This is a genomic window from Comamonas odontotermitis (assembly GCF_040396735.1).
GTDB lineage: Bacteria > Pseudomonadota > Gammaproteobacteria > Burkholderiales > Burkholderiaceae_C > Comamonas > Comamonas odontotermitis_C.
Genome location: NZ_JBEBNZ010000002.1, coordinates 60,204 through 78,541 on the forward strand (window position 1 = coordinate 60,204; position 18,338 = coordinate 78,541).

The window sequence follows — 18,338 nt, forward strand, 5'->3', positions numbered from 1 at the left end:
CCAAACATTCCTGCATACCATGGCCATACAGCACTACATCAAAGAGATCGGTCGCGGCGCACGTGGCGCCAAGGCGCTGGACCGCACACAGGCGGCTGACCTGCTTGGCCAGATTCTGGATGGTCAGGTCAGCGACTATGAGGTAGGCGCCTTCTGCATCGCCATGCGCATCAAGGGTGAAACCGCCGACGAGATGTGCGGCCTGTGGGATGCCGTGCATGCGCGCATCACTCGCATTCGCGTGCGAGGCTCTCAGGGATCGAATGGTGCAGCCATCGTCATCCCCAGCTACAACGGCGCACGCCGCCTGCCCACCCTCACGCCATTGCTGGCGCTGCTATTGGCGCGCGAGGGGCTCCCGGTCCTGGTGCACGGCATGCAGACCGAAGCCAGCCGCACCTCGGTGTTCGCCGTGCTGCAACGCCTGGGCATCAGCACACTCCCTCAGGCAGGCATTCTGGAGCCCGCCCAGGTTACCGCCGTGCATACGGCCACGTTGCTACCGGCGCTGGCGCGGCTGCTGGCCGTACGCCAGGTGATCGGCCTGCGCAACCCGGGCCACAGCGTTGCCAAGCTGCTGCAGCCCGTAGCGGGCCCCGCCCTGCTGCTGGGCAGCTACACCCACCCCGAGTACCTGCCCATGCTGCAAGCTACGCTGACCCAACTGGGTCTCAATGCCCTTCTCTCCCGTGGTCTCGAAGGCGAGGTCTGCGCGGACCCGCGCCGCACGCCTCAGTACGACGGCTTCGTACATGGTCACCATCAATTGCTGCAGGCGCGTGCCGCAGGCACCGACGGCGAAGTGCCGGGCCTGCCTGACAGCATTGACGCCGATAGCACCGCCCGCTATACCGAGGCAGTGCTCGCGGGCCGCCTGCCAGTGCCTCCCGCTCTTGCGCAACAAGTGCAGCACATACGCTGCCTGGTGGATTTGGTGAGAAATTCGGCCTTATCGCCGTCCGAACAATCGCAGAATGCTATTGAATCAGGAACAAAATCCCATGACTGATGAACTTTTTGCCCCTTCTGACAACGCCGATCTGCCCACTACGGCCAAGCCATTGGCTGGCAGCTGCACGCTGGTGGGTGCCGGACCGGGCGACCCAGACCTGCTGACCATCGCTGCCGCCAAGGCCATCGGACGAGCCACGGTATTGCTGGTGGACGATCTGGTGAACGACGCGGTACTGGAATGGGCAGCGCCCGGCGCGCGCATTGTGCATGTGGGCAAGCGCGGCGGCTGCCAGAGCACACCCCAGGCCTTCATCCAGCGGCTGATGCTGCAGGAGGTGCAAAGCGGCGAGCAGGTCGTGCGCCTCAAGGGGGGCGATCCATTCATTTTTGGCAGAGGCGGCGAAGAAGTGGAATTTCTGCGCGCCCATGGCGTCACACCCCGCATCATCAACGGCGTCACGGCGGGCCTTGCCGCCGTCACCAGCCTGGGGGCGCCGTTGACCCACCGCGAACATGCGCAAGGCGTGGTGTTCATCACCGGACACGCCAAGCCCGGCGGTGCAGGGCCCGACTGGGTGCAGCTTGCCCAGACGGCCCACAGCGCCCGGCTCACCCTTGTGATCTACATGGGCGTGGCCAGCGCCAGCAGCATCACCCAAGGCCTGCTGCAGGGATTGCCTGGGAATACGCCAGTGGCCGTGGTGCAGCACGCCAGCCTGCCGCAGCAACGCCAGGCGATCACCACCCTGGCAGAGCTGCCCGCCACCATGGCACGCGAGCAGCTGAGTAGCCCGAGCGTCATCGTGGTGGGCGATATCGTCCACTGCGCGGCCCTGGCGGCTCAAGCCGAGCAGTCCGTTGATCCGCAACAAAGTGGCGATACCGCACTCCACGATACCTCCTCTTTTTACGACTACGATAGCGAGACGCTGCTCGCCCGTGCACCACGACGAGCAGCGCAACCGTAAAACTGCAGCCGGGTGCCCCAGCGCCCCTGGCAATGGCAGTTACGGCCCGCCAGCAGGCCACCCAGCTGCTGGCCTCACTAACAAGACGAGGAGAAAACGTGAAGCCAACGCAACATGCATGGCGCTTGGGAGCCATCGCCATCACCGGCCTGTGTGCAGCGCTCATCAGCGGCTGCAACACCGAATTTGGCGTGGACCCCGGCGACGGCGAAACCCCGGGCAACCCCGATTACCCCACGCTGGATAACAAACGTCCCCAGAGCTTTGCACTGGCCAGCGTTGGCAGCCAGCCCGCCAATTCGCTCGAAAGCATGGCCCAGGCCATGACGCAAAGCGCTGATTTCATTGCTGTGGATCTGGTCATGAGCAAGGATGGCACTCTGGTGGCCCTGGGCTCTCCCGATATCACCAACATTACCAATATCGCCGACCACTCCGAGTTCTCCGACCGCAAGACCACCAAGGTGATCGACGGCATTTCGGTCACTGGATGGTTTGCTTCCGACTTCACGCTGGCAGAACTGCAGACATTGCGCCTCAAGAATCCAACGGGCTCCAGCACTTCGACCGACATCAACAGCTTCCGTATCCAGTCACTTGCGCAGGTGTTCGATTGGGCAAAACGGCAAGCCCGCACGCCCGGGCTCTACCTGCAGACCCACAACCCCACCTACCATAGCAAGCTGGGGCTCCCCATGGAAGACAAGCTGATCGCCGCGCTGCAGCAGGCAGGAAACACGTCAGCCACCTCGCCCGTGATGATCCGCTCAACGGAAGTTCAGCACCTCAAAACCTTGCGCGACAAGACCAAGGTACGGCTGGTGCAGATGATTCAGGGCAGTGACCTCTCCCCCTGGGGCGTGATCCAGTTGTCAGCGCCCTATGACCGTCCGTATGATTTCACAGTGGCAGGCACGGCAACCACCTATGCCGACATGGTCACCACTGCAGGCCTGGCGCAGATCAAGACCTACGCCGATGGCATTTCGCCATGGAAGCCTTATGTCATCTCGGCCACCTATCTGGACAAAAACAATGATGGCCAACCTGACGATCTGAACAATGACGGCAAACTGGACTACCGTGATCGTCAAATGATGACCGCCTCCGACTTGGTAAAAAACGCCCACGCAGCCAACCTGTTTGTGCACCCGTTTAAGTTCTCCAGCGATGTCATCACGCTGGCCAGTGATTTTGCAGGTGACGCCAGCAAGGAATACAAGCTGTTCTACAAAGTAGGCGTGGATGCCGTTTTGTCTGCCAACCCGGCAGATGCCAACAAGGCACGCTGATCACTTGCCTTCGCGCTCGCACATCTGTGCCTGAAAATACAAAAGCCAGCGCCTTCGCTGGCTTTTGTGTTTCAGAGTCATTTACAGGTTTGACGGGATCGCGCGGCGCGCAATCAATTACTGCCCACCCGCACCTCCTGCCGCAACGTCGGTCTGCCGGGTTTCGGCAAAGCGCCGGGCCAGCTCCTTGCGCAGTTCCTTGCGGGTGATGGCAGCATTCCAGCGGCGCTTTTCCTCATCGGTTTCGGGCTGCAGCGGTGGCACGGGCACTGGCTTGCGATTGTCATCCACCGCCACCATCGTGAAAAAGCAACTGTTGACATGGCGCACGCTGCGCTCCTGGATATTCTCGGCCACCACCTTGATACCCACCTCCATCGACGAAGTACCGGTGTAGTTGATGCTGGCATAAAACGACACCAGCTCACCCACATGAATGGGCTCCAGAAACATCACCTGGTCGACGCTCAGCGTGACCACATAGCGCCCTGCATAGCGGCTGGCACAGGAATAGGCCACATTGTCGAGCTGACGCAGGATGGCCCCGCCATGCACATTGCCAGAGAAATTGGCCATGTCGGGCGACATGAGCACGGTCATCGTGAGTTGGTGGTGTGGAAGACGCATGGCCGCAATTGTAGGGATCTGCGGCCCAAAGCGACACTGCCCTCCAGGCAATAGACCCACGCCCCCGGCTGCTATGCTGGCGCCACCATGCGAACACCTGCCCCCGAGCCCGCATCCCCCGTGTTGCAGCCTGCCCAGTTGCAGGCGCTGCAAGCCGTGCAAAGCCGTGGCACCAGCCACCACGGTGCAGCAGCGCTGGCCCCCATTCACATCCACTTTCATGCCGATTGGATGTATGGTGGCCAGCCGGTAATGGCACAACTGGCGGCCAGCGGACGCTACCAATCGCAGTTTGAAAGCGGCTGGAGCAACGGCAGCTACAGCCCGCAATCCGGTGGTCAGCGCTGGCAGTGGGAACATGACTGGTTTGGGGGCGCCTACGACACATCGCCTGCATGCAGCCGCCCGGTGTATGGTGCCGTGGATCTGACCCCATTGGGCCATGCAAGCAGCATTGGCTACGGCGCGGCTCCGCGTTTTGGCAGCGCCTATCTTGTGCTGCACCCGCAACTGGCAATGCGCAGCAGCTTCTGCGACCCTGACAGCTACTGGCAGCCCACGCATGTGGGCCTGTGGCCGCAGATGGATTGGCAACAGCTGCGATGCCTCGCACTGCCCGACCCGCTGGACCAGTATGTGGAGGCACAAATCCATGGGGGCCTGGTGCTGGCACGCGATGTGGCGGCCATCGTGCTGGATCCGAGCCTGGCGGACAGCCCGGCTGCGGCTGCGGCCACGCGCTGCGGTGTGCCGGTGCGCTGGCACGGCGGCTACCGGTTGACGGCAGCCATGCTGATGGATGCTGCCGCCTATCGCGGCGCAGAAATCGCAGATGCGCTGCAAGACATGTTGGTACAGCTGGAAGGCACTGAGCACCAATGCCTGACTCCCGCAACGCTAGGCAGGGCACAGGCAGAGCACCCTGCTCGCTACGGTGGCCCTATCCTGAAAAAGGCCTGGCACTGCATGGCCCGTTTCGGGCGAACGATGTGATGGCGTATGTATCGCCGATAATGCAGCGCTTTTCAGGTGTTGCACCGTCCCCAAGCGCAGCCCGTGCCTGCATCCCCCCAGGCGGCCTCTTGAAAGCGCGGTTCAGCGCGATGATTCATTTCAAGAAAATTGCATAAGCCGTGCAGCCCTCAAGCACAGCCAGCTCTCTTTTTAATAGCATTTCAGCATGTCCCCATCCAACGCCTCTCTGCAATTTGACGCGGTCATCATCGGCGCCGGTGCTGCCGGACTGTTTTGCGCCGCTCAGGCGGGGCAGCGCGGGCTTCAGGTCCTTTTGATCGATCATGCGGCCAAAGTGGCGGAGAAAATCCGCATCTCAGGCGGCGGGCGCAGCAACTTCACCAACCGCGATCTGGATGTGCGCGCACCGCACAAGCACTTTGTCGGCCAGAATCCGCAGTTCTGCCGCTCGGCGCTCTCGCGCTTCACGCCTGCCGATTTTGTGGCCCTGGTCGACAAGCACGGCATTGCCCACCATGAAAAACACAAAGGCCAGTTGTTTGCCGACCGTTCGGCCGAGGACATCATCGCCATGCTGCTGGCCGAGTGCGAGGCCGGCCGTGTGGAGCGCTGGCAGCCCTGCGCTGTCAAAAATATAGAAAAAATGGCAGACAGCGAAGATGCAAAAAGCACCTATCGCTATCAAATTGATACTGATCGCGGGCGCGTGCAGGCCATCAACCTCGTCATCGCCACCGGTGGCCTCTCCATTCCCAAGATCGGCGCCAGCGATCTGGGCTACCGTCTGGCCCAGCAGTTTGGCCTGAAGCTGGTGGCACGCGAGCCCGGCCTTGTGCCCATGACCTTTGACGGTGCTGCGTGGGCACCCTACGCACAACTGGCAGGCCTCGCACTGCCCGTGGTGATTGGCACGGGCAGCAAGAAGACCCGCATGGAGTTTCACGAAGATCTGCTCTTTACCCACCGAGGCCTCTCTGGCCCGGCGATTCTGCAAATCTCCAGCTACTGGCAGGCAGGCACGCCCATCGACATCAACCTGGTGCCCGAGCTGGATGTGGCCGCGCACCTGCTGGCCGCCAAGCAACACTCACGCAAGCTGATTGCCAACGAACTGGCCGCCATCGTGCCGGCACGCCTTGCCGACGCCTGGGTGGCACAGGATTCTGACTGGCAGCGCCCGATTGCCGAGGCCAGTGACAAAGCCCTGCTGCGCCTGGCAGAACGCCTGGCATGCTGGCAACTAACACCGACAGGTACAGAAGGCTACCGGAAAGCCGAAGTAACCGTGGGCGGGGTCGACACCAGCGAGCTGTCGCAGCAAAGCATGGAAGCCAAGCACGTGCCCGGCCTGTTCTTCATTGGCGAGGTGGTCGACATCACCGGTTGGCTGGGTGGCTACAACTTTCAATGGGCCTGGGCCAGTGCAGCTGCGTGTGCAGGGTCGTTGCAATCTTCCAATTAATTTATTAAAAATATACAATTGATTTGAAATTACAATTATTAAAATTGCGATCGCCCTAAAATAACGAAATATTACAACTTTGGCACAGGGGTGGTCATGTCCTTCATATCAAACCATTTCGGGCGTGGCGCCCTTCGGGCCGCCCTGGGTGCGCTTTGCATCGGCGCTGCAACAATGGCGGCAGCACAGGTGCCCAAGGTGCTGATCATTGGCGATGCGTATGTGTTGTCAGGCACCTTTTTCGGCCAAACCTATGCAAACGGTGCCTATAACGAAATGGTGGCAGCGGTCACTGCATTGGGCGGCTCTGCAGCAGACGTCACGCAAAAGAACTTTGATATCACAGGGGCCGGCGGCAACCCGACAACAATCACGGCCAGCGATTTCATTCCACCCGGCGGCGGACAATACGACATTGTGGTGATGACCGCTGTTTATGGCGGCTTCAATGCAGCCAGCGTGAACGCATTGCAGTCCGCCATCCAGAGCCGTGCGGCCAATGCATTCTTCCTGTACCCCGACCAGTGTTCGGCATGCGCACCAAATATTGACCAGATCACCAGTCCCATCATCAATGCGGCAACTGGCTGGGGTATTTCAAGAGGCGTCTTGTTCAACGACAGCTCACAAGGAGCCGGGCCTGGCAGCGTTGTTCTCAACACCGCCACGCCCCTGGCAAGCTCGTTTACCTCGCTCAACCCCATGACGGTGCTCGATTATCGAGCCCTAAACAATGTGCCCGCGTACAACGTGCTGTACATGCCGCCGCAAACTGCCTCGCCCGGAGACCCATCACCTCGCCCCCCGATCACGATGCCCACCCCGGCGGACGTCGCCAACAACACCCGCATCAACAATGTCTCAGCCCTGATCGTGCCCCGGGCACAATCCTTCAGCGGCAACGGCGCCTGTATCTTCACGATCAGCGATGTCAATCCGCTGGCCCTCCCGGGAAATCCCCCTGTAGGCAGGTTGGGCTCGATCATGGTCAACGCCGCCACATCCCCTACCGGCTCCTGCGCTGCGCAATCAGGCAGCATTGCGATCAGCAAGACACTTGCACCGCTGCCCGCTCAGGCTCCCGTGGTCTGGCCATTGAACTTCCAGTTCACGGTCACCTGCGACAAACCTGCGGCAGGCACCAACTATGCCGTTCCCCCGCTGGCATTCAGTGCAGCTGGCACACAAACCACCACCGTCGCCGACATTCCCGCAGGTGCCAACTGCAGCGTTTCCGAGCAGGCCCCCGCAGCCATCTTCGGCTTCCGCTGGGAAATCGCCCCTGCGGCTCCCGTCAACGTAGCAATCACTGAAGGTGCGCAATCCCCTACTGCGTTCACCAATACCCTGGTGCCGACGACCGGCAGCATCGCCATCAGCAAGACCCTGGCTCCGCTGCCTGCAGGCGCGCCAGTGACCTGGCCACAGAATTTCAACTTCACTGCCACCTGCAGCCTGCCGACGGCAGGATCTACCTATACCGCCAGCGCCAGCTTCAATTCCGCGGGTAGCCAGACTGCCACCATCACCAATGTGCCAGAGGGCGCTGTCTGTAGCCTGAGCGAAACGCAGCCCGCCGCGCCTGCGGCGCACACCTGGGATGCGGCGGCATTCTCTCCTTCAAGCGTTACGGTAGCCGCTGGTCAGACTGCCAGCAGTGCCATCACCAACCGCCTGCAGACCATCCCTCCAGCGCTGGGCACGGTCCTCATCACCAAGACCCTGGCACCACTTCCTGCCGGAGCACCGGTGACATTGCCTCTCACCTTCAACTTCACGGCCACCTGTGACAAGCCAGCGGCAAACACGCCCTACACCACAAGTCTCAGCTTCGCTGCCGCCGGTAGCCAGACCGCCACGCTGGCCACCATTCCTGCAGGCTCCAATTGCACGCTGAGTGAAGCGCTGCCCGCTGCGCCTTCCGGCTATACATGGGACGCGCCTGCTTTTGCCCCGGCAACGGTCAGTGTGGCTGGTGGGCAATCGGTGAGCACGGCGATCACCAATACCTTGCGCACCAATGCGGCGCCTGCTGGTGCAGCGCCCGTGCCCAGCAATACGACTGCGGGCCTTGCGGCCATGGCGGTACTGCTTGCCGTCCTGGGCATCCGCCAACGCCGCAACACCGCACGGTCGTTGCATTCGGAGAAAAACCAGTTATAATCTCAGGCTCTTTGCTGGCAAAGCCCTGTCTGCCAATACTAGTCAATATGACAGGGCACAACCGCCATACAAGGCTTTGGGGCCCGATCTTCCCCAAAACCCTCTGTTGGCACCAATGGAAAACATTAGCTAATGACGACTATCCGTGTAAAAGAAAACGAACCCTTTGACGTTGCTCTGCGCCGCTTCAAGCGCACCATCGAAAAACTGGGCCTGCTGACCGATCTGCGCGCTCGCGAGTTCTACGAAAAGCCAACTGCCGAGCGCAAGCGCAAGAAGGCTGCTGCCGTCAAGCGCCACTACAAGCGCGTTCGCAGCATGCAGCTGCCCAAGAAGCTGTACTGATCGCAGCTTTCACACCAGGCGCATTGACTGCCCAGGTTGTGACACCACCCGCGCTCGGGACGCCAGGCGCGGGTTTTTCATTTTCTGGCGTAGCCGCCCCGGCCCACCCATACAACTTCGGCAGCCCGCCGCTCGCGCCTCCGGCCTGCCCCACAAGGAGAAAGCCATGAGCTTGAAAGCACAAATCACCGAAGACATGAAGACCGCCATGCGCGCCAAGGACCAGGAACGACTGGGCACCATCCGCCTGCTGCAGGCTGCGATGAAGCAGAAGGAAGTGGATGAGCGTGTCGAGCTGGATGACGCCATGGTCATTGCCATCGTCGACAAGATGATCAAGCAGCGTAAGGACAGCATCGCAGCCTTTGAAACCGCGAACCGCCAGGACCTTGCCGACAAGGAAAAGGCCGAGATCGAAGTGATCCAAGCCTACTTGCCAGAGCGCATGTCCGCAGAAGAAGTCACCGCAGCCGTTCAAGCCATTGTTGCTGAAGTGGGCGCCTCAGGCCCCGGCGACATGGGCAAGGTCATGGGCGCCGTCAAGGCCAAGCTGGCTGGCAAAGCCGACATGGGCGTGGTGTCTGCCGCCGTCAAGGCTGCACTGAGCCGCTGAAGCCTTTTGAAGGGGCTGCCGAGCCGGTTTCAATTTGTCGCACTTTAGCGCCCAATACCTGCTTTTCAGCACCAATACAAGCTGCCGTACAATACCCGGTTGGTTACGCAGGCAATGCGTTGCCAATTTTTTGCCCGTCATTTAATTGAAGAGACCCATGCGACTGTTTACAAAGAGCATTACCGCTGCACTGATCTCCTGCGCGTTTTCTGCAGGCTGGGCCGCAAACACGATCACGCCACAGAACGGCAACTGGATCATCACCAATGAACTGACGGGCAAACCTGGCCGCGGCATGGGTATCGACGTACAGGACGGCGTCTTCCTGATGCAGCTGTACAACTACAATCAGGACGGCTCGGCCACCTTCCACATGGCTACCGGCCCCGTGGTTGACAACAAAGTGGTTGCTCCACTGATCCAATACAAGGACGGCCCTTCGTTTGGCGGCGCTCCCAAAAATGGCACCGAAGCAGCCAACGCAGGGAATGTCGAAATCGAGTTCACGAGCCGCACCACGGCGACCATCAAGTTGCCTGGCGAAAAAATCAAGCGGATGCAGCGCTTCAACTATGAGAGCATGCCGGAAGACCAATGGTCTGATGTCGCATTTTCTGAGCGTTGGGCCATGGTGGAGTTCGATGAGAACGACAAGCCGGTCAAGACCTATTTTGCCGACATCGGCCTCGGATCGCAGCTGGCCCTCAATCCGGACATGGATCCAGGCTGGCCTTATGGCAAAAGCAATAAATTCACGGTTCGCCGCTTTGACACCGCCACGCCCAAGCAGTATGGGTTCATGGAGTGCAATTACACGGGTGCCGACCATCTGTTTGCCTGCGAAGGCGAAGAAATCAACAATAGCGGCACCGCCACCGCTCGCCAGCCTACAACGCTGACCATGGAGCGCAGCCTGGACGAGCTGCACGGCACCATCACCGTGGGCACTGGCGGCGCCAAGCGTCGTGTGCTGGGCGCACGGGTAGAGAAGGTGGCCTACAGCATCAAGGATAACAAGCTGGTTACCGACCAGTTCTTCCGCCGCAACTCCTTGCCCGAAGCTGGCACCTGGATTGTCACCAGGGAAGTTACCGGCAAGGCTGGCCGCGGCATTTCCCTGGATGTGCAAAAGCCCACCAATGCCAAGCACACCTTGTTCATGCCTATCTACAACTATACGAACACAGGCAAGGCAACCTTCCATATCGGACTGCAGGTCCACAGCCCCAGCGTGGTACCCGTCCCCGATACTCCGTCCATCCGACTACTGCAATACAGGGAAGGCCGCTATCTGGGTGGCCCAGCTGCCAATGGCGTCGAGGACGGCTATGCAGGTATGGCCGACCTGACATTCGCCACCACCGCAACCGGCCTCATCCAGTTCCCGCAGGAAGATTCTCTGCGCATGCAGCGCTTTTACTTCGGGGTCAATGCGGAAAGTGTCGACAGCCTGGTTGGCACCTGGGCACTGGTTCCCCATGCAGGCGCACTCAAGCATCGCATCCTGAATCTGGTGAAGACCGGCGATGGCGTGGTTGAAGACAAGGAAGCGGGCTACACCTGCTTCTCCAACTACTGGTTGGAGTTCCGCTTTGCCTGCGAACCAAAGACGCCAACCGGTGACCAGCAGCGCATCCGCATCGGAACCGGCTTCTATGGCGCAGCGCGCGCCATCATGGGAGATGGTGGCCCGTTGCCCGATACCTCTCCCGAGTTGACCGTCATGCGAATTGCAGATGGCAAGGGCAATCTGGTTCAGGCTGGCCCACTGTATCTTGATCCATCGATCGATGATGGCACAAACGGCCCCGATGATGGCTCCGAGCAGCCTGCACCCAAGCCCAACAAGCCCCCTGTTGCCGTGATTGCAGATGTCACCAATGCTGTCCATGGCAAGATTGTCAATCTGGACGGCAGCAGCAGCTCCGATGCAGACGGCAACCCCATCACCTACAAATGGGCGCTGGTTTCGGCACCTGAGGGCAGCACCGCATACCTGTCATCGAGCACCAGTGCCAAGCCCAGCTTCCTGGCAGACAAGGTGGGCCAGTATGTGATCGTGCTGATCGTCAATGATGGCAAGGACAACAGCCAGGCCGCCCAGACGACCGTCAACGTGAAGGCCACCAACAATGTCCTGCTCTACAGCATTGGCAGCACGGGCACCAATGACACCACGGAAAACCTGGTGACCTGGCCCTACACTGCGACGCCAACCTCCACCGTCAGTTGCGAAGGCAATTGCGGCACGACCTACAAAGTGGCCGGCTACAAGCTGGTGGCCAATGGCAGCAACTACACCATTGCCGACCTGAAGACGGAGAACCTGACGCCAGACTCTCCAGTGAAGCCCACTTTTGACGGCCTCAGGGACGGTCAGGTCGTGACGGCGGGCCAACCACTGGCATTTGCCCTGCGCAGCACTTTCACCAATGGTGAGACCGTGAAGCTGCAATACAGCTTCACCATCAAGGAAACCGGTCAGAAATTCTCATACCTGGCGACGTTCAAGAGCAACTGAGCGTTGACGCCATGACTGAGCCTTCTGTGCACTGCACAGAAGGCTTTTTTACTTTCACCGCCACCTCAAAGGCATCAACGAGTTCAATAGCGCCACCGCTAAATGCGAGCCGATGAAGGGCCATAGCCACTCAGATACCCCAGCAGTGCCCTTGCAGCTAGTGGCAGTTGGCTCTCATCCCTGCAACTGATCGCAAAGCGCCGGTACGCCCAGCTGTCGGCAAGCGGGACCACGCGCACATCGGTATTGGCTACGTAGGATTGCGCCACTTCGCGTGGCACCACGCTGATGGCCAGATTGGCCTGCACCACGCGCAGGGCAGCGTCGAAATTGGAAACATGTACCCGGTGGCGCAGGCTTTTGCCTTCCTGTGCCGCAGCGCGGGTCAGCAGAATCTGTACCGCGCTCAGGGCCGGCATGCTGACGTGTTCGTAATCCAGCACATCGGCAAAGTGCACCTCGTCCAGCCGGGCAATCGGGTGAGTCTTGTGGGCGGCAATAGCCAGCCGGTCGCTGCGGTAGGGGCGCGTCTGCAGACCAGCCAGATCAGCCGCATCCCAGCAGATGCCCATGGCTGCTCTCCCTTCTCGTACACCACGCACCACGTCCGGGCTTACACATTCTTCCAAGGTAACGCGGATGTTGGCGTGCGCAGGCTGCTGCAAGAAACAGGCAACATCTTCGGCCAGCGATTCGGCCATCACCGAGGCTGTCACCAGCACCCGCACCTGCCCTTGCACGCCCTTGCTGTAGGCGGCCATCTCCTGCTGCATGTGGTTGGCGGCCGCGAGCATGGTGCGGGCGTGCTCCAGCAAGGTCTCCCCCGCTGCAGTGGGCCGCAGGCCGCGCTTCTCGCGCAGAAACAGATCAGCTCCCATCTGGTGCTCCAGCTGCGCCAGACGCTTGCTGATGGCCGAAGCCACCAGTGCTTCTGATTGCGCCACCTTGGCAATGCTGCGCTGCTCGCACACCTGCACGAACAGGCGCAGGTTCAACAGGCTGAGGTCATGCATGGGCGCACCTCCCCAGGCAATCATAGGCTGCACATACAGACCTGAAGGCGGGGAGCTGCGCATAGCTGCAGGCTTTTAGATCTTCCATTTTGGAACTACATAGCTTCTCAAATTGATTATTGCTGACGCTTTGGAAATTTTAGAATCCAAGCCAGAACAACCCCACGGAGACAGCCTCTTGCAAACCGCACTCCCTTCTGGCGTTTCCGCCACCATCCGCGAGGTAGGCCTGCGCGATGGCCTGCAAAGCGTCGCCACCATCGTAGGCACCGCAGAAAAATGCATCTGGGTCGACGCCGCCTACGCTGCCGGCGTGCGCGAAGTGGAGGTCGGCTCCATGGTGCCCGCCCGGCTGTTGCCGCAATTGGCCGATACCGAGGCCGTGCTGCAGCATGCGCTGCAATTGCCGGGCCTCGTGGCATCTGTGCTCGTGCCCAATCTCAAGGGGGCGGAACGGGCCTTGGCAGCCGGAGCCCATGCGATGATCGTGCCGCTGTCGGCCAGCCATGCCCACAGTCTGGCCAATCTGCGCAAGACACCCGATGAAGTGGTGGCTGAAGTCGGTCGCATCCGCGCAGCGCGCGATGCATCTGGCGCTCCTACCACCATCGAAGGGGGAGTCGGCACGGCCTTCGGGTGCACCTTGCAGGGCGAAGTGGCAGAAGCAGAGGTGCTGCGCCTGCTGCAGGCCCTGCTCGATGCTGGCGCCGACCGCGTCAGCCTAGCCGACACCGTAGGCTACGCCGATCCAGTTTCGGTCGCCCGCCTGTTTGACAAGGCCTTGCGCCTGGTCGGCGACAGATTGCGCTATGCACATTTCCACGACACACGCGGCATGGGCCTCGCCAATGCCTACGCAGCCTGGCAAAGCGGTATGCGCGGCTTTGATGCCTGCCTGGGGGGCATTGGCGGCTGCCCGCACGCGCCAGGCGCCAGTGGCAATGTGGCCACCGAAGACCTCGCCTACATGCTCGAACGCATGGGCGCCAGCACGGGCATCCAGGTGCCTGCATTGCTGCAATTGCGGCAGCAGCTGCAGCACTGGCTGCCCGGCGAAACCTTGCACGGCAGCCTGTGGCAGGCCGGTGTCATTGACGGCGGCGCCGAGCTATCTCCTCTCGCAGCCACAGCCTGAGTTTTCACAAATATTTTCAACGAAATCCATCTGTCGCTCATACACAAAGCGCTGACAGTTATCAAATCATGAGTCACCTATCTCCGTCCGGAACCCCAGCCTCTCTGCCACTTGCGGGCCTGCGCGTGGTCGAATTCACCCACATGGTCATGGGCCCTACCTGCGGCATGGTGCTGGCCGACCTGGGGGCAGAGGTCATCAAGGTCGAGCCGGTCGAGGGCGACCGCACCCGCCACCTGCTGGGCGCGGGGGCTGGTTTCTTCCCCATGTTCAACCGCAACAAGAAAAGCATCGCCCTGGATCTGCGCCAGCCACAGGGGTTGGAGGCGGCCATCCGGCTGGCCAGCACCGCCGATGTGGTGGCGCAGAACTTCAAGCCCGGCGTGATGAAAAAGTATGGTCTCGACTACGCAACGCTCTCCAGGCTGAACGACCGCCTCATCTACGTGAACCACACCGGCTTTCTGCCCGGGCCGTACGAGCACCGCACCGCGCTCGACGAAGTGGTGCAGATGATGGGAGGCCTTGCCTACATGACAGGCCGCCCCGGCGACCCGCTGCGCGCGGGCACCAGCGTCAACGACATCATGGGCGGCATGTTTGGCGCCATCGGCGCCATGGCTGCGCTGATGCAGCGGGCGCAGACCGGCAAGGGCCAGGAGATCGATTCCGCATTGTTCGAAAACAATGTGTTTCTCGTCGGCCAGCACATGATGCAGTACGCCGTGACCGGCCAGGCCGCCGAGCCCATGCCCAATCGCATTTCGGCCTGGTCGGTGTACGACGTTTTCACGGTGCAAAACGATGAGCAGATCTTTCTGGCCGCCGTCAGCGACGCGCAGTGGACGGCAATGTGCACCGCCTTTGGCTGGAGCGATCTGCTGGCCGACGCGCAATACGCCACCAACAACAGCCGGGTGCGCCTGCGGCCCCGCTTGCTGCCCGAACTGCGCCAGCGCTTTGCGCCGATGACGGCAGCACACATCGCCCAACAGTTTGATGCCAGCGGCCTGCCCTATGCCCCCATCAGCAAGCCCGAGCAGTTGCTGAGCGACCCGCACCTGCTTGCCACGGGCGGCCTGGCCGATGTGCGCCTGACCGATGGCGAGCGCGCCGGCCAGCAAGCGCCCACCACCCTGCTGCCCATCCGCCTGGGAGGCGAGCGCCTGGGCGTACGCCTGAACCCGCCGCAACTGGGTGAGCACACCCAGGAGTTACTGCACAGCCTGGGCTATGACGACGCAGCGATTGCAACCCTGCGCACCTCTGGAGCCATTGCAGGCTAGCTGCAGAGACAAACTTTTGATTTGATAGCAATCACCGCTTACCAAACGGGCGCAGACCCGCATTCAGGAGACAAGGCATGAACGCATCCCCATCCATCACCCGCCGCCAATGGCTGGCTTCCACCATCGCCTGTGCCGCTGCCGCCACAGTGCCACCATGGGCCCAGGCAGCAGCCTCCCACGGCAAGCCGCTGCGCGTCATCCTGCCGCTGTCGGCCGGCTCGGGGGCAGACGGAGCCATCCGCGCCATCGGCCCCAGCATCGGCAAGGTGCTGGGCCAGGCCCTGGTGATCGAGAACCTGCCCGGCGCGGGCGGCATCACCGGCACCGCGCAGCTGGTGCGCGCGCCCAAGGATGGCTCTACGATCGGCATCATCAGCAACAACCACGTCGTCAACCCCAGCCTGTACAAGAACATTCCGTTCGATTCGATCAGCGACATCACGCCCATCACCATCATTGGCAGCACGCCTTTCGTGCTGGTTGCCAGCCCCAAGCTGCCCGTGCGCAATGTGCAGGAGCTGATCGCCTATGCCAAGGCCAACCCGGGCACGCTCAACTATGGATCTTCAGGCAACGGCACTATCCTGCATCTGGGTGCAGCCATGTTTGTGCAGCAGGCCGGGCTGCAGATTCCGCACATCCCCTACCGCGGCATGGGCCAGCTGATGAACGACCTGCTCAGCGGCCAGGTACAACTGGGTGTGGTGGCCGTTGCACCCGCTGCGCCACATGTCAAAGCCGGCGCGCTGCGTGCCCTGGGCGTCACCAGCGCCAAACGGTCGGACGCACTGCCCGACGTGCCCACAATCGCTGAACAGGGACTGCCAGACTATGTGCTGGATGGCTGGATTGCCGCCATTGCACCGGCCGGGCTGGCCGACGCGGAACGGCAACGGTTGTACCAAGGCTTTGTGCAAGGCGTTGCGGCCCCCGAGGCCACGCAGGCGCTGGTGGCGCAGGGATACGATATCCAGCTGATGCCGCCTGCACAGACGACGGCCTTCATCCGTGAAGAAAAATCACGCATGGAAGCCGTGGTGAAAGCAGCCAACGTGAAATTAGATTAACCAAAGGCATTGCGGCAGCTCTCCTACAGGCGCGGAACTATTGAAGCCCTACGCTGTCACACTCCATCGCAGTGCAGACCATGTACGCCACGGCAAAATGCGGGATTCACCTGCAAAGCTGTGGGCCCGGCTGCAACTACCATCGCAAGGACCACCAAGGCATCGCTCACCAGGCCGATGACGGGCCCTGCCTTTCTACGAGGAGTTTTCATGAAAAAAATGCGCTTGCTGGCTACCGCCGCACTGATCGCCGCCGCCCCTTTCGTCACCACCACCGCCATGGCTCAGAACCACACCAACAACTCCAATGCAGCCGATACCGGCCCCACGCTGACCCTGGATGCCGAGGCATCGACCCGCGTGGCCGAAGACACGGCCTGGGCGCAGTTCAGTGTGGAGAAGGAGTCAAAAGACCAGGCGCAGGCACAACAGCTGGGCAAAACCGCGCTGGCTGATGTGCTCGCCACGGTGAAGAAATCGCCTTCGCTGCAGGTCACCACCGAGAACCTGTTCACCACGCCCGTCTACAACAAGGACGGCAAGATCTCCAGCTGGCGCACCAACTTCAATGTGCAGATCGAATCGACCGACACCGCCCAGGTCGGCCAGACCATGGCTGCCTTGATGGACAAGGCGCGGCTGGCGGGCTCCGGCTTTCGCCTGTCGGACGCTGCCCGCAAAAAAGCGCAGGATCAGTTGATTGCCGAAGCCGTCAAGACTTTTGAGGCCAAGGCCAAGGTCACAGCAAGCGCCATGGGGTTTGCGCGCTATGAATATGGCAACATCAACCTGAACCAGAGCGGCACCAGCCAGCCCATGATGCGTGCCAACCGCGGCTACGCCATGGCCATGTCCAAGTCGGCGGATGCCAGCGAACCCGTAGGCCTGGAAGCTGGCTACACCACGGTATCGGTCACGCTGTCGGGCTCCGTCAAGCTGATCAAGTAAGCGTTGCGCGCAGCCTGTACAGCGTTATAGGCTGCGCGACAGAATCAGCGCCACGCCTGCCACCGTCAAAACAGCGCCAAGGCATGCACCCCAGGTGGGCGCCACGCGGGTCTTCCACCACAGCAGCGGCAGCAGCAGAATCGGTGAAATCGACGACAGCATGCCCACCAGGCCCGCGCTACCGTATTTGAGCGCTGCCAAAATCAGCGTCATGCCAAGCGCCATCGACAAGAAGGCGCTGCCCGCTACCAGAGCCCAGTCACGCTGCGCCATGGGCGCCTGCAAACGGGCAGGCTGCCAGCGCGCCACCAGCAGCAATGCATGAAAGCCAAAGCCTGCCGCCATGCGGATGGCCGATGCAGCCACAGGATCAACCTGCGGCCCCATCACCGGCTTGACGACCAAGGTACCCAAGGCCTGTCCCAGTGCAGCCAACAGGCCCAGGCCTACACCCGCCGCCAGGCGGCCACGCGTGGCTTCCCACTCCGTAGCGCTGCCCGCGCGCGAGCCAAAGGCAATCGCCGTCATCACCCCTCCCACCAGCAGGGCGCAGCCCACCATGGCAGTGCCGCCCATGCGCTCGCCCAGAAACAGCGTAGCCAGCACGGCAGACATCATCGAGTGCGTGGCAAACAGGATTCCCGAGCGGCGAGGCCCGAGCCGGTTCATGCAGGCGAAAAGCACCGTATCGCCAATAAAGATGCCGATGAAACCCGAAAGCACCAGCACCGCAACCAGCGTGGGATTGAGCGTGCCCCAGCTACCCGCAACGGTAGCCCAGCCGCCCAGCATGACACTGGCAAATACCATGCGCCAGCGCGTAAAGGCGAATGCCCCCATCTTGCGCGAGACCGGGGCAGAAAAAAGCGCAGCCATCGCCCAGCAGGCGGCAGCCAGCACGGCCAGGAATTCAGGAGGAAAAGGGAGGTGAGACACGGCAGATCAGCGAAAACCGCAGCAAGGGCA

At 61.4% G+C, this 18,338-nt stretch carries 16 protein-coding genes; 13 read left to right on the plus strand and 3 right to left on the minus strand.

The window, feature by feature from the left end:
* The first annotated feature begins 19 nt into the window (after positions 1–19).
* The 3 genes from ybiB to ACH2DG_RS02730 all read left to right on the plus strand — a co-directional run bounded on the left by ybiB (position 20) and on the right by ACH2DG_RS02730 (position 3,214).
* Positions 20–1,009, plus strand: a complete 990-nt coding sequence (ybiB, locus tag ACH2DG_RS02720) for a DNA-binding protein YbiB (protein WP_395024183.1) — start codon at positions 20–22, stop codon at positions 1,007–1,009.
* The gene (gene cobA, locus ACH2DG_RS02725; protein WP_395024184.1) at positions 1,002–1,922 is read left to right on the plus strand and encodes a uroporphyrinogen-III C-methyltransferase; all 921 of its coding nucleotides are present in this window, start codon (positions 1,002–1,004) and stop codon (positions 1,920–1,922) included. The genes ybiB and cobA overlap by 8 nt, the downstream gene beginning before the upstream one ends.
* A 98-nt stretch (positions 1,923–2,020) precedes the next feature.
* Positions 2,021–3,214, plus strand: a complete 1,194-nt coding sequence (locus ACH2DG_RS02730; RefSeq protein WP_395024185.1) for a glycerophosphodiester phosphodiesterase family protein — start codon at positions 2,021–2,023, stop codon at positions 3,212–3,214.
* A 117-nt stretch (positions 3,215–3,331) separates the two neighbouring features.
* Here ACH2DG_RS02730 and ACH2DG_RS02735 read toward each other — a convergent pair whose 3' ends face one another.
* The gene (locus ACH2DG_RS02735) at positions 3,332–3,841 is read right to left on the minus strand and encodes an acyl-CoA thioesterase (RefSeq protein ID WP_224151842.1); all 510 of its coding nucleotides are present in this window, start codon (positions 3,839–3,841) and stop codon (positions 3,332–3,334) included.
* An 87-nt stretch (positions 3,842–3,928) separates the two neighbouring features.
* On the opposite strand from ACH2DG_RS02735, the gene ACH2DG_RS02740 reads away from it, so the two are divergent.
* From ACH2DG_RS02740 to ACH2DG_RS02765, 6 genes are all read left to right on the plus strand, one after another.
* Positions 3,929–4,834 (plus strand): DUF3626 domain-containing protein, encoded by a 906-nt coding sequence (locus ACH2DG_RS02740; RefSeq protein ID WP_395024186.1) that lies wholly within the window; start codon positions 3,929–3,931, stop codon positions 4,832–4,834.
* Between the two features lie 187 nt (positions 4,835–5,021).
* A complete protein-coding gene (locus ACH2DG_RS02745) occupies positions 5,022–6,278 on the plus strand; it encodes an NAD(P)/FAD-dependent oxidoreductase (protein WP_395024187.1) in 1,257 nt (418 codons plus the stop codon).
* Between the two features lie 96 nt (positions 6,279–6,374).
* Entirely contained in the window at positions 6,375–8,441 is a 2,067-nt protein-coding gene (locus ACH2DG_RS02750) for a DUF5979 domain-containing protein (RefSeq protein WP_395024188.1), read from the plus strand.
* 132 nt (positions 8,442–8,573) lie between these two features.
* Complete coding sequence (gene rpsU, locus ACH2DG_RS02755) at positions 8,574–8,786, plus strand: 30S ribosomal protein S21 (RefSeq protein WP_007833691.1); 213 nt, start codon at positions 8,574–8,576, stop codon at positions 8,784–8,786.
* A gap of 166 nt (positions 8,787–8,952) precedes the next feature.
* Positions 8,953–9,399, plus strand: a complete 447-nt coding sequence (locus tag ACH2DG_RS02760; RefSeq protein ID WP_395024189.1) for a GatB/YqeY domain-containing protein — start codon at positions 8,953–8,955, stop codon at positions 9,397–9,399.
* 157 nt (positions 9,400–9,556) lie between these two features.
* Positions 9,557–11,920 (plus strand): PKD domain-containing protein, encoded by a 2,364-nt coding sequence (locus tag ACH2DG_RS02765; protein WP_395024190.1) that lies wholly within the window; start codon positions 9,557–9,559, stop codon positions 11,918–11,920.
* 98 nt (positions 11,921–12,018) lie between these two features.
* On the opposite strand, the gene ACH2DG_RS02770 is transcribed toward ACH2DG_RS02765, so the two are convergent.
* On the minus strand, positions 12,019–12,933 hold the full coding sequence (locus ACH2DG_RS02770) for a LysR family transcriptional regulator (protein WP_395024191.1): 915 nt from the start codon (positions 12,931–12,933) through the stop codon (positions 12,019–12,021).
* A gap of 178 nt (positions 12,934–13,111) precedes the next feature.
* On the opposite strand from ACH2DG_RS02770, the gene ACH2DG_RS02775 reads away from it, so the two are divergent.
* The 4 genes from ACH2DG_RS02775 to ACH2DG_RS02790 all read left to right on the plus strand — a co-directional run bounded on the left by ACH2DG_RS02775 (position 13,112) and on the right by ACH2DG_RS02790 (position 17,372).
* Complete coding sequence (locus tag ACH2DG_RS02775; protein WP_395024192.1) at positions 13,112–14,068, plus strand: hydroxymethylglutaryl-CoA lyase; 957 nt, start codon at positions 13,112–13,114, stop codon at positions 14,066–14,068.
* A 68-nt stretch (positions 14,069–14,136) separates the two neighbouring features.
* Positions 14,137–15,354, plus strand: coding sequence for a CaiB/BaiF CoA transferase family protein (locus ACH2DG_RS02780; protein WP_395024193.1), 1,218 nt, complete (start codon positions 14,137–14,139; stop codon positions 15,352–15,354).
* Between the two features lie 77 nt (positions 15,355–15,431).
* On the plus strand, positions 15,432–16,424 hold the full coding sequence (locus tag ACH2DG_RS02785) for a Bug family tripartite tricarboxylate transporter substrate binding protein (RefSeq protein ID WP_395024194.1): 993 nt from the start codon (positions 15,432–15,434) through the stop codon (positions 16,422–16,424).
* Between the two features lie 210 nt (positions 16,425–16,634).
* Positions 16,635–17,372, plus strand: coding sequence for an SIMPL domain-containing protein (locus ACH2DG_RS02790; RefSeq protein WP_395024195.1), 738 nt, complete (start codon positions 16,635–16,637; stop codon positions 17,370–17,372).
* A 24-nt stretch (positions 17,373–17,396) separates the two neighbouring features.
* Here ACH2DG_RS02790 and ACH2DG_RS02795 read toward each other — a convergent pair whose 3' ends face one another.
* On the minus strand, positions 17,397–18,308 hold the full coding sequence (locus ACH2DG_RS02795; protein WP_395024196.1) for a DMT family transporter: 912 nt from the start codon (positions 18,306–18,308) through the stop codon (positions 17,397–17,399).
* Positions 18,309–18,338: the final 30 nt, after the last annotated feature.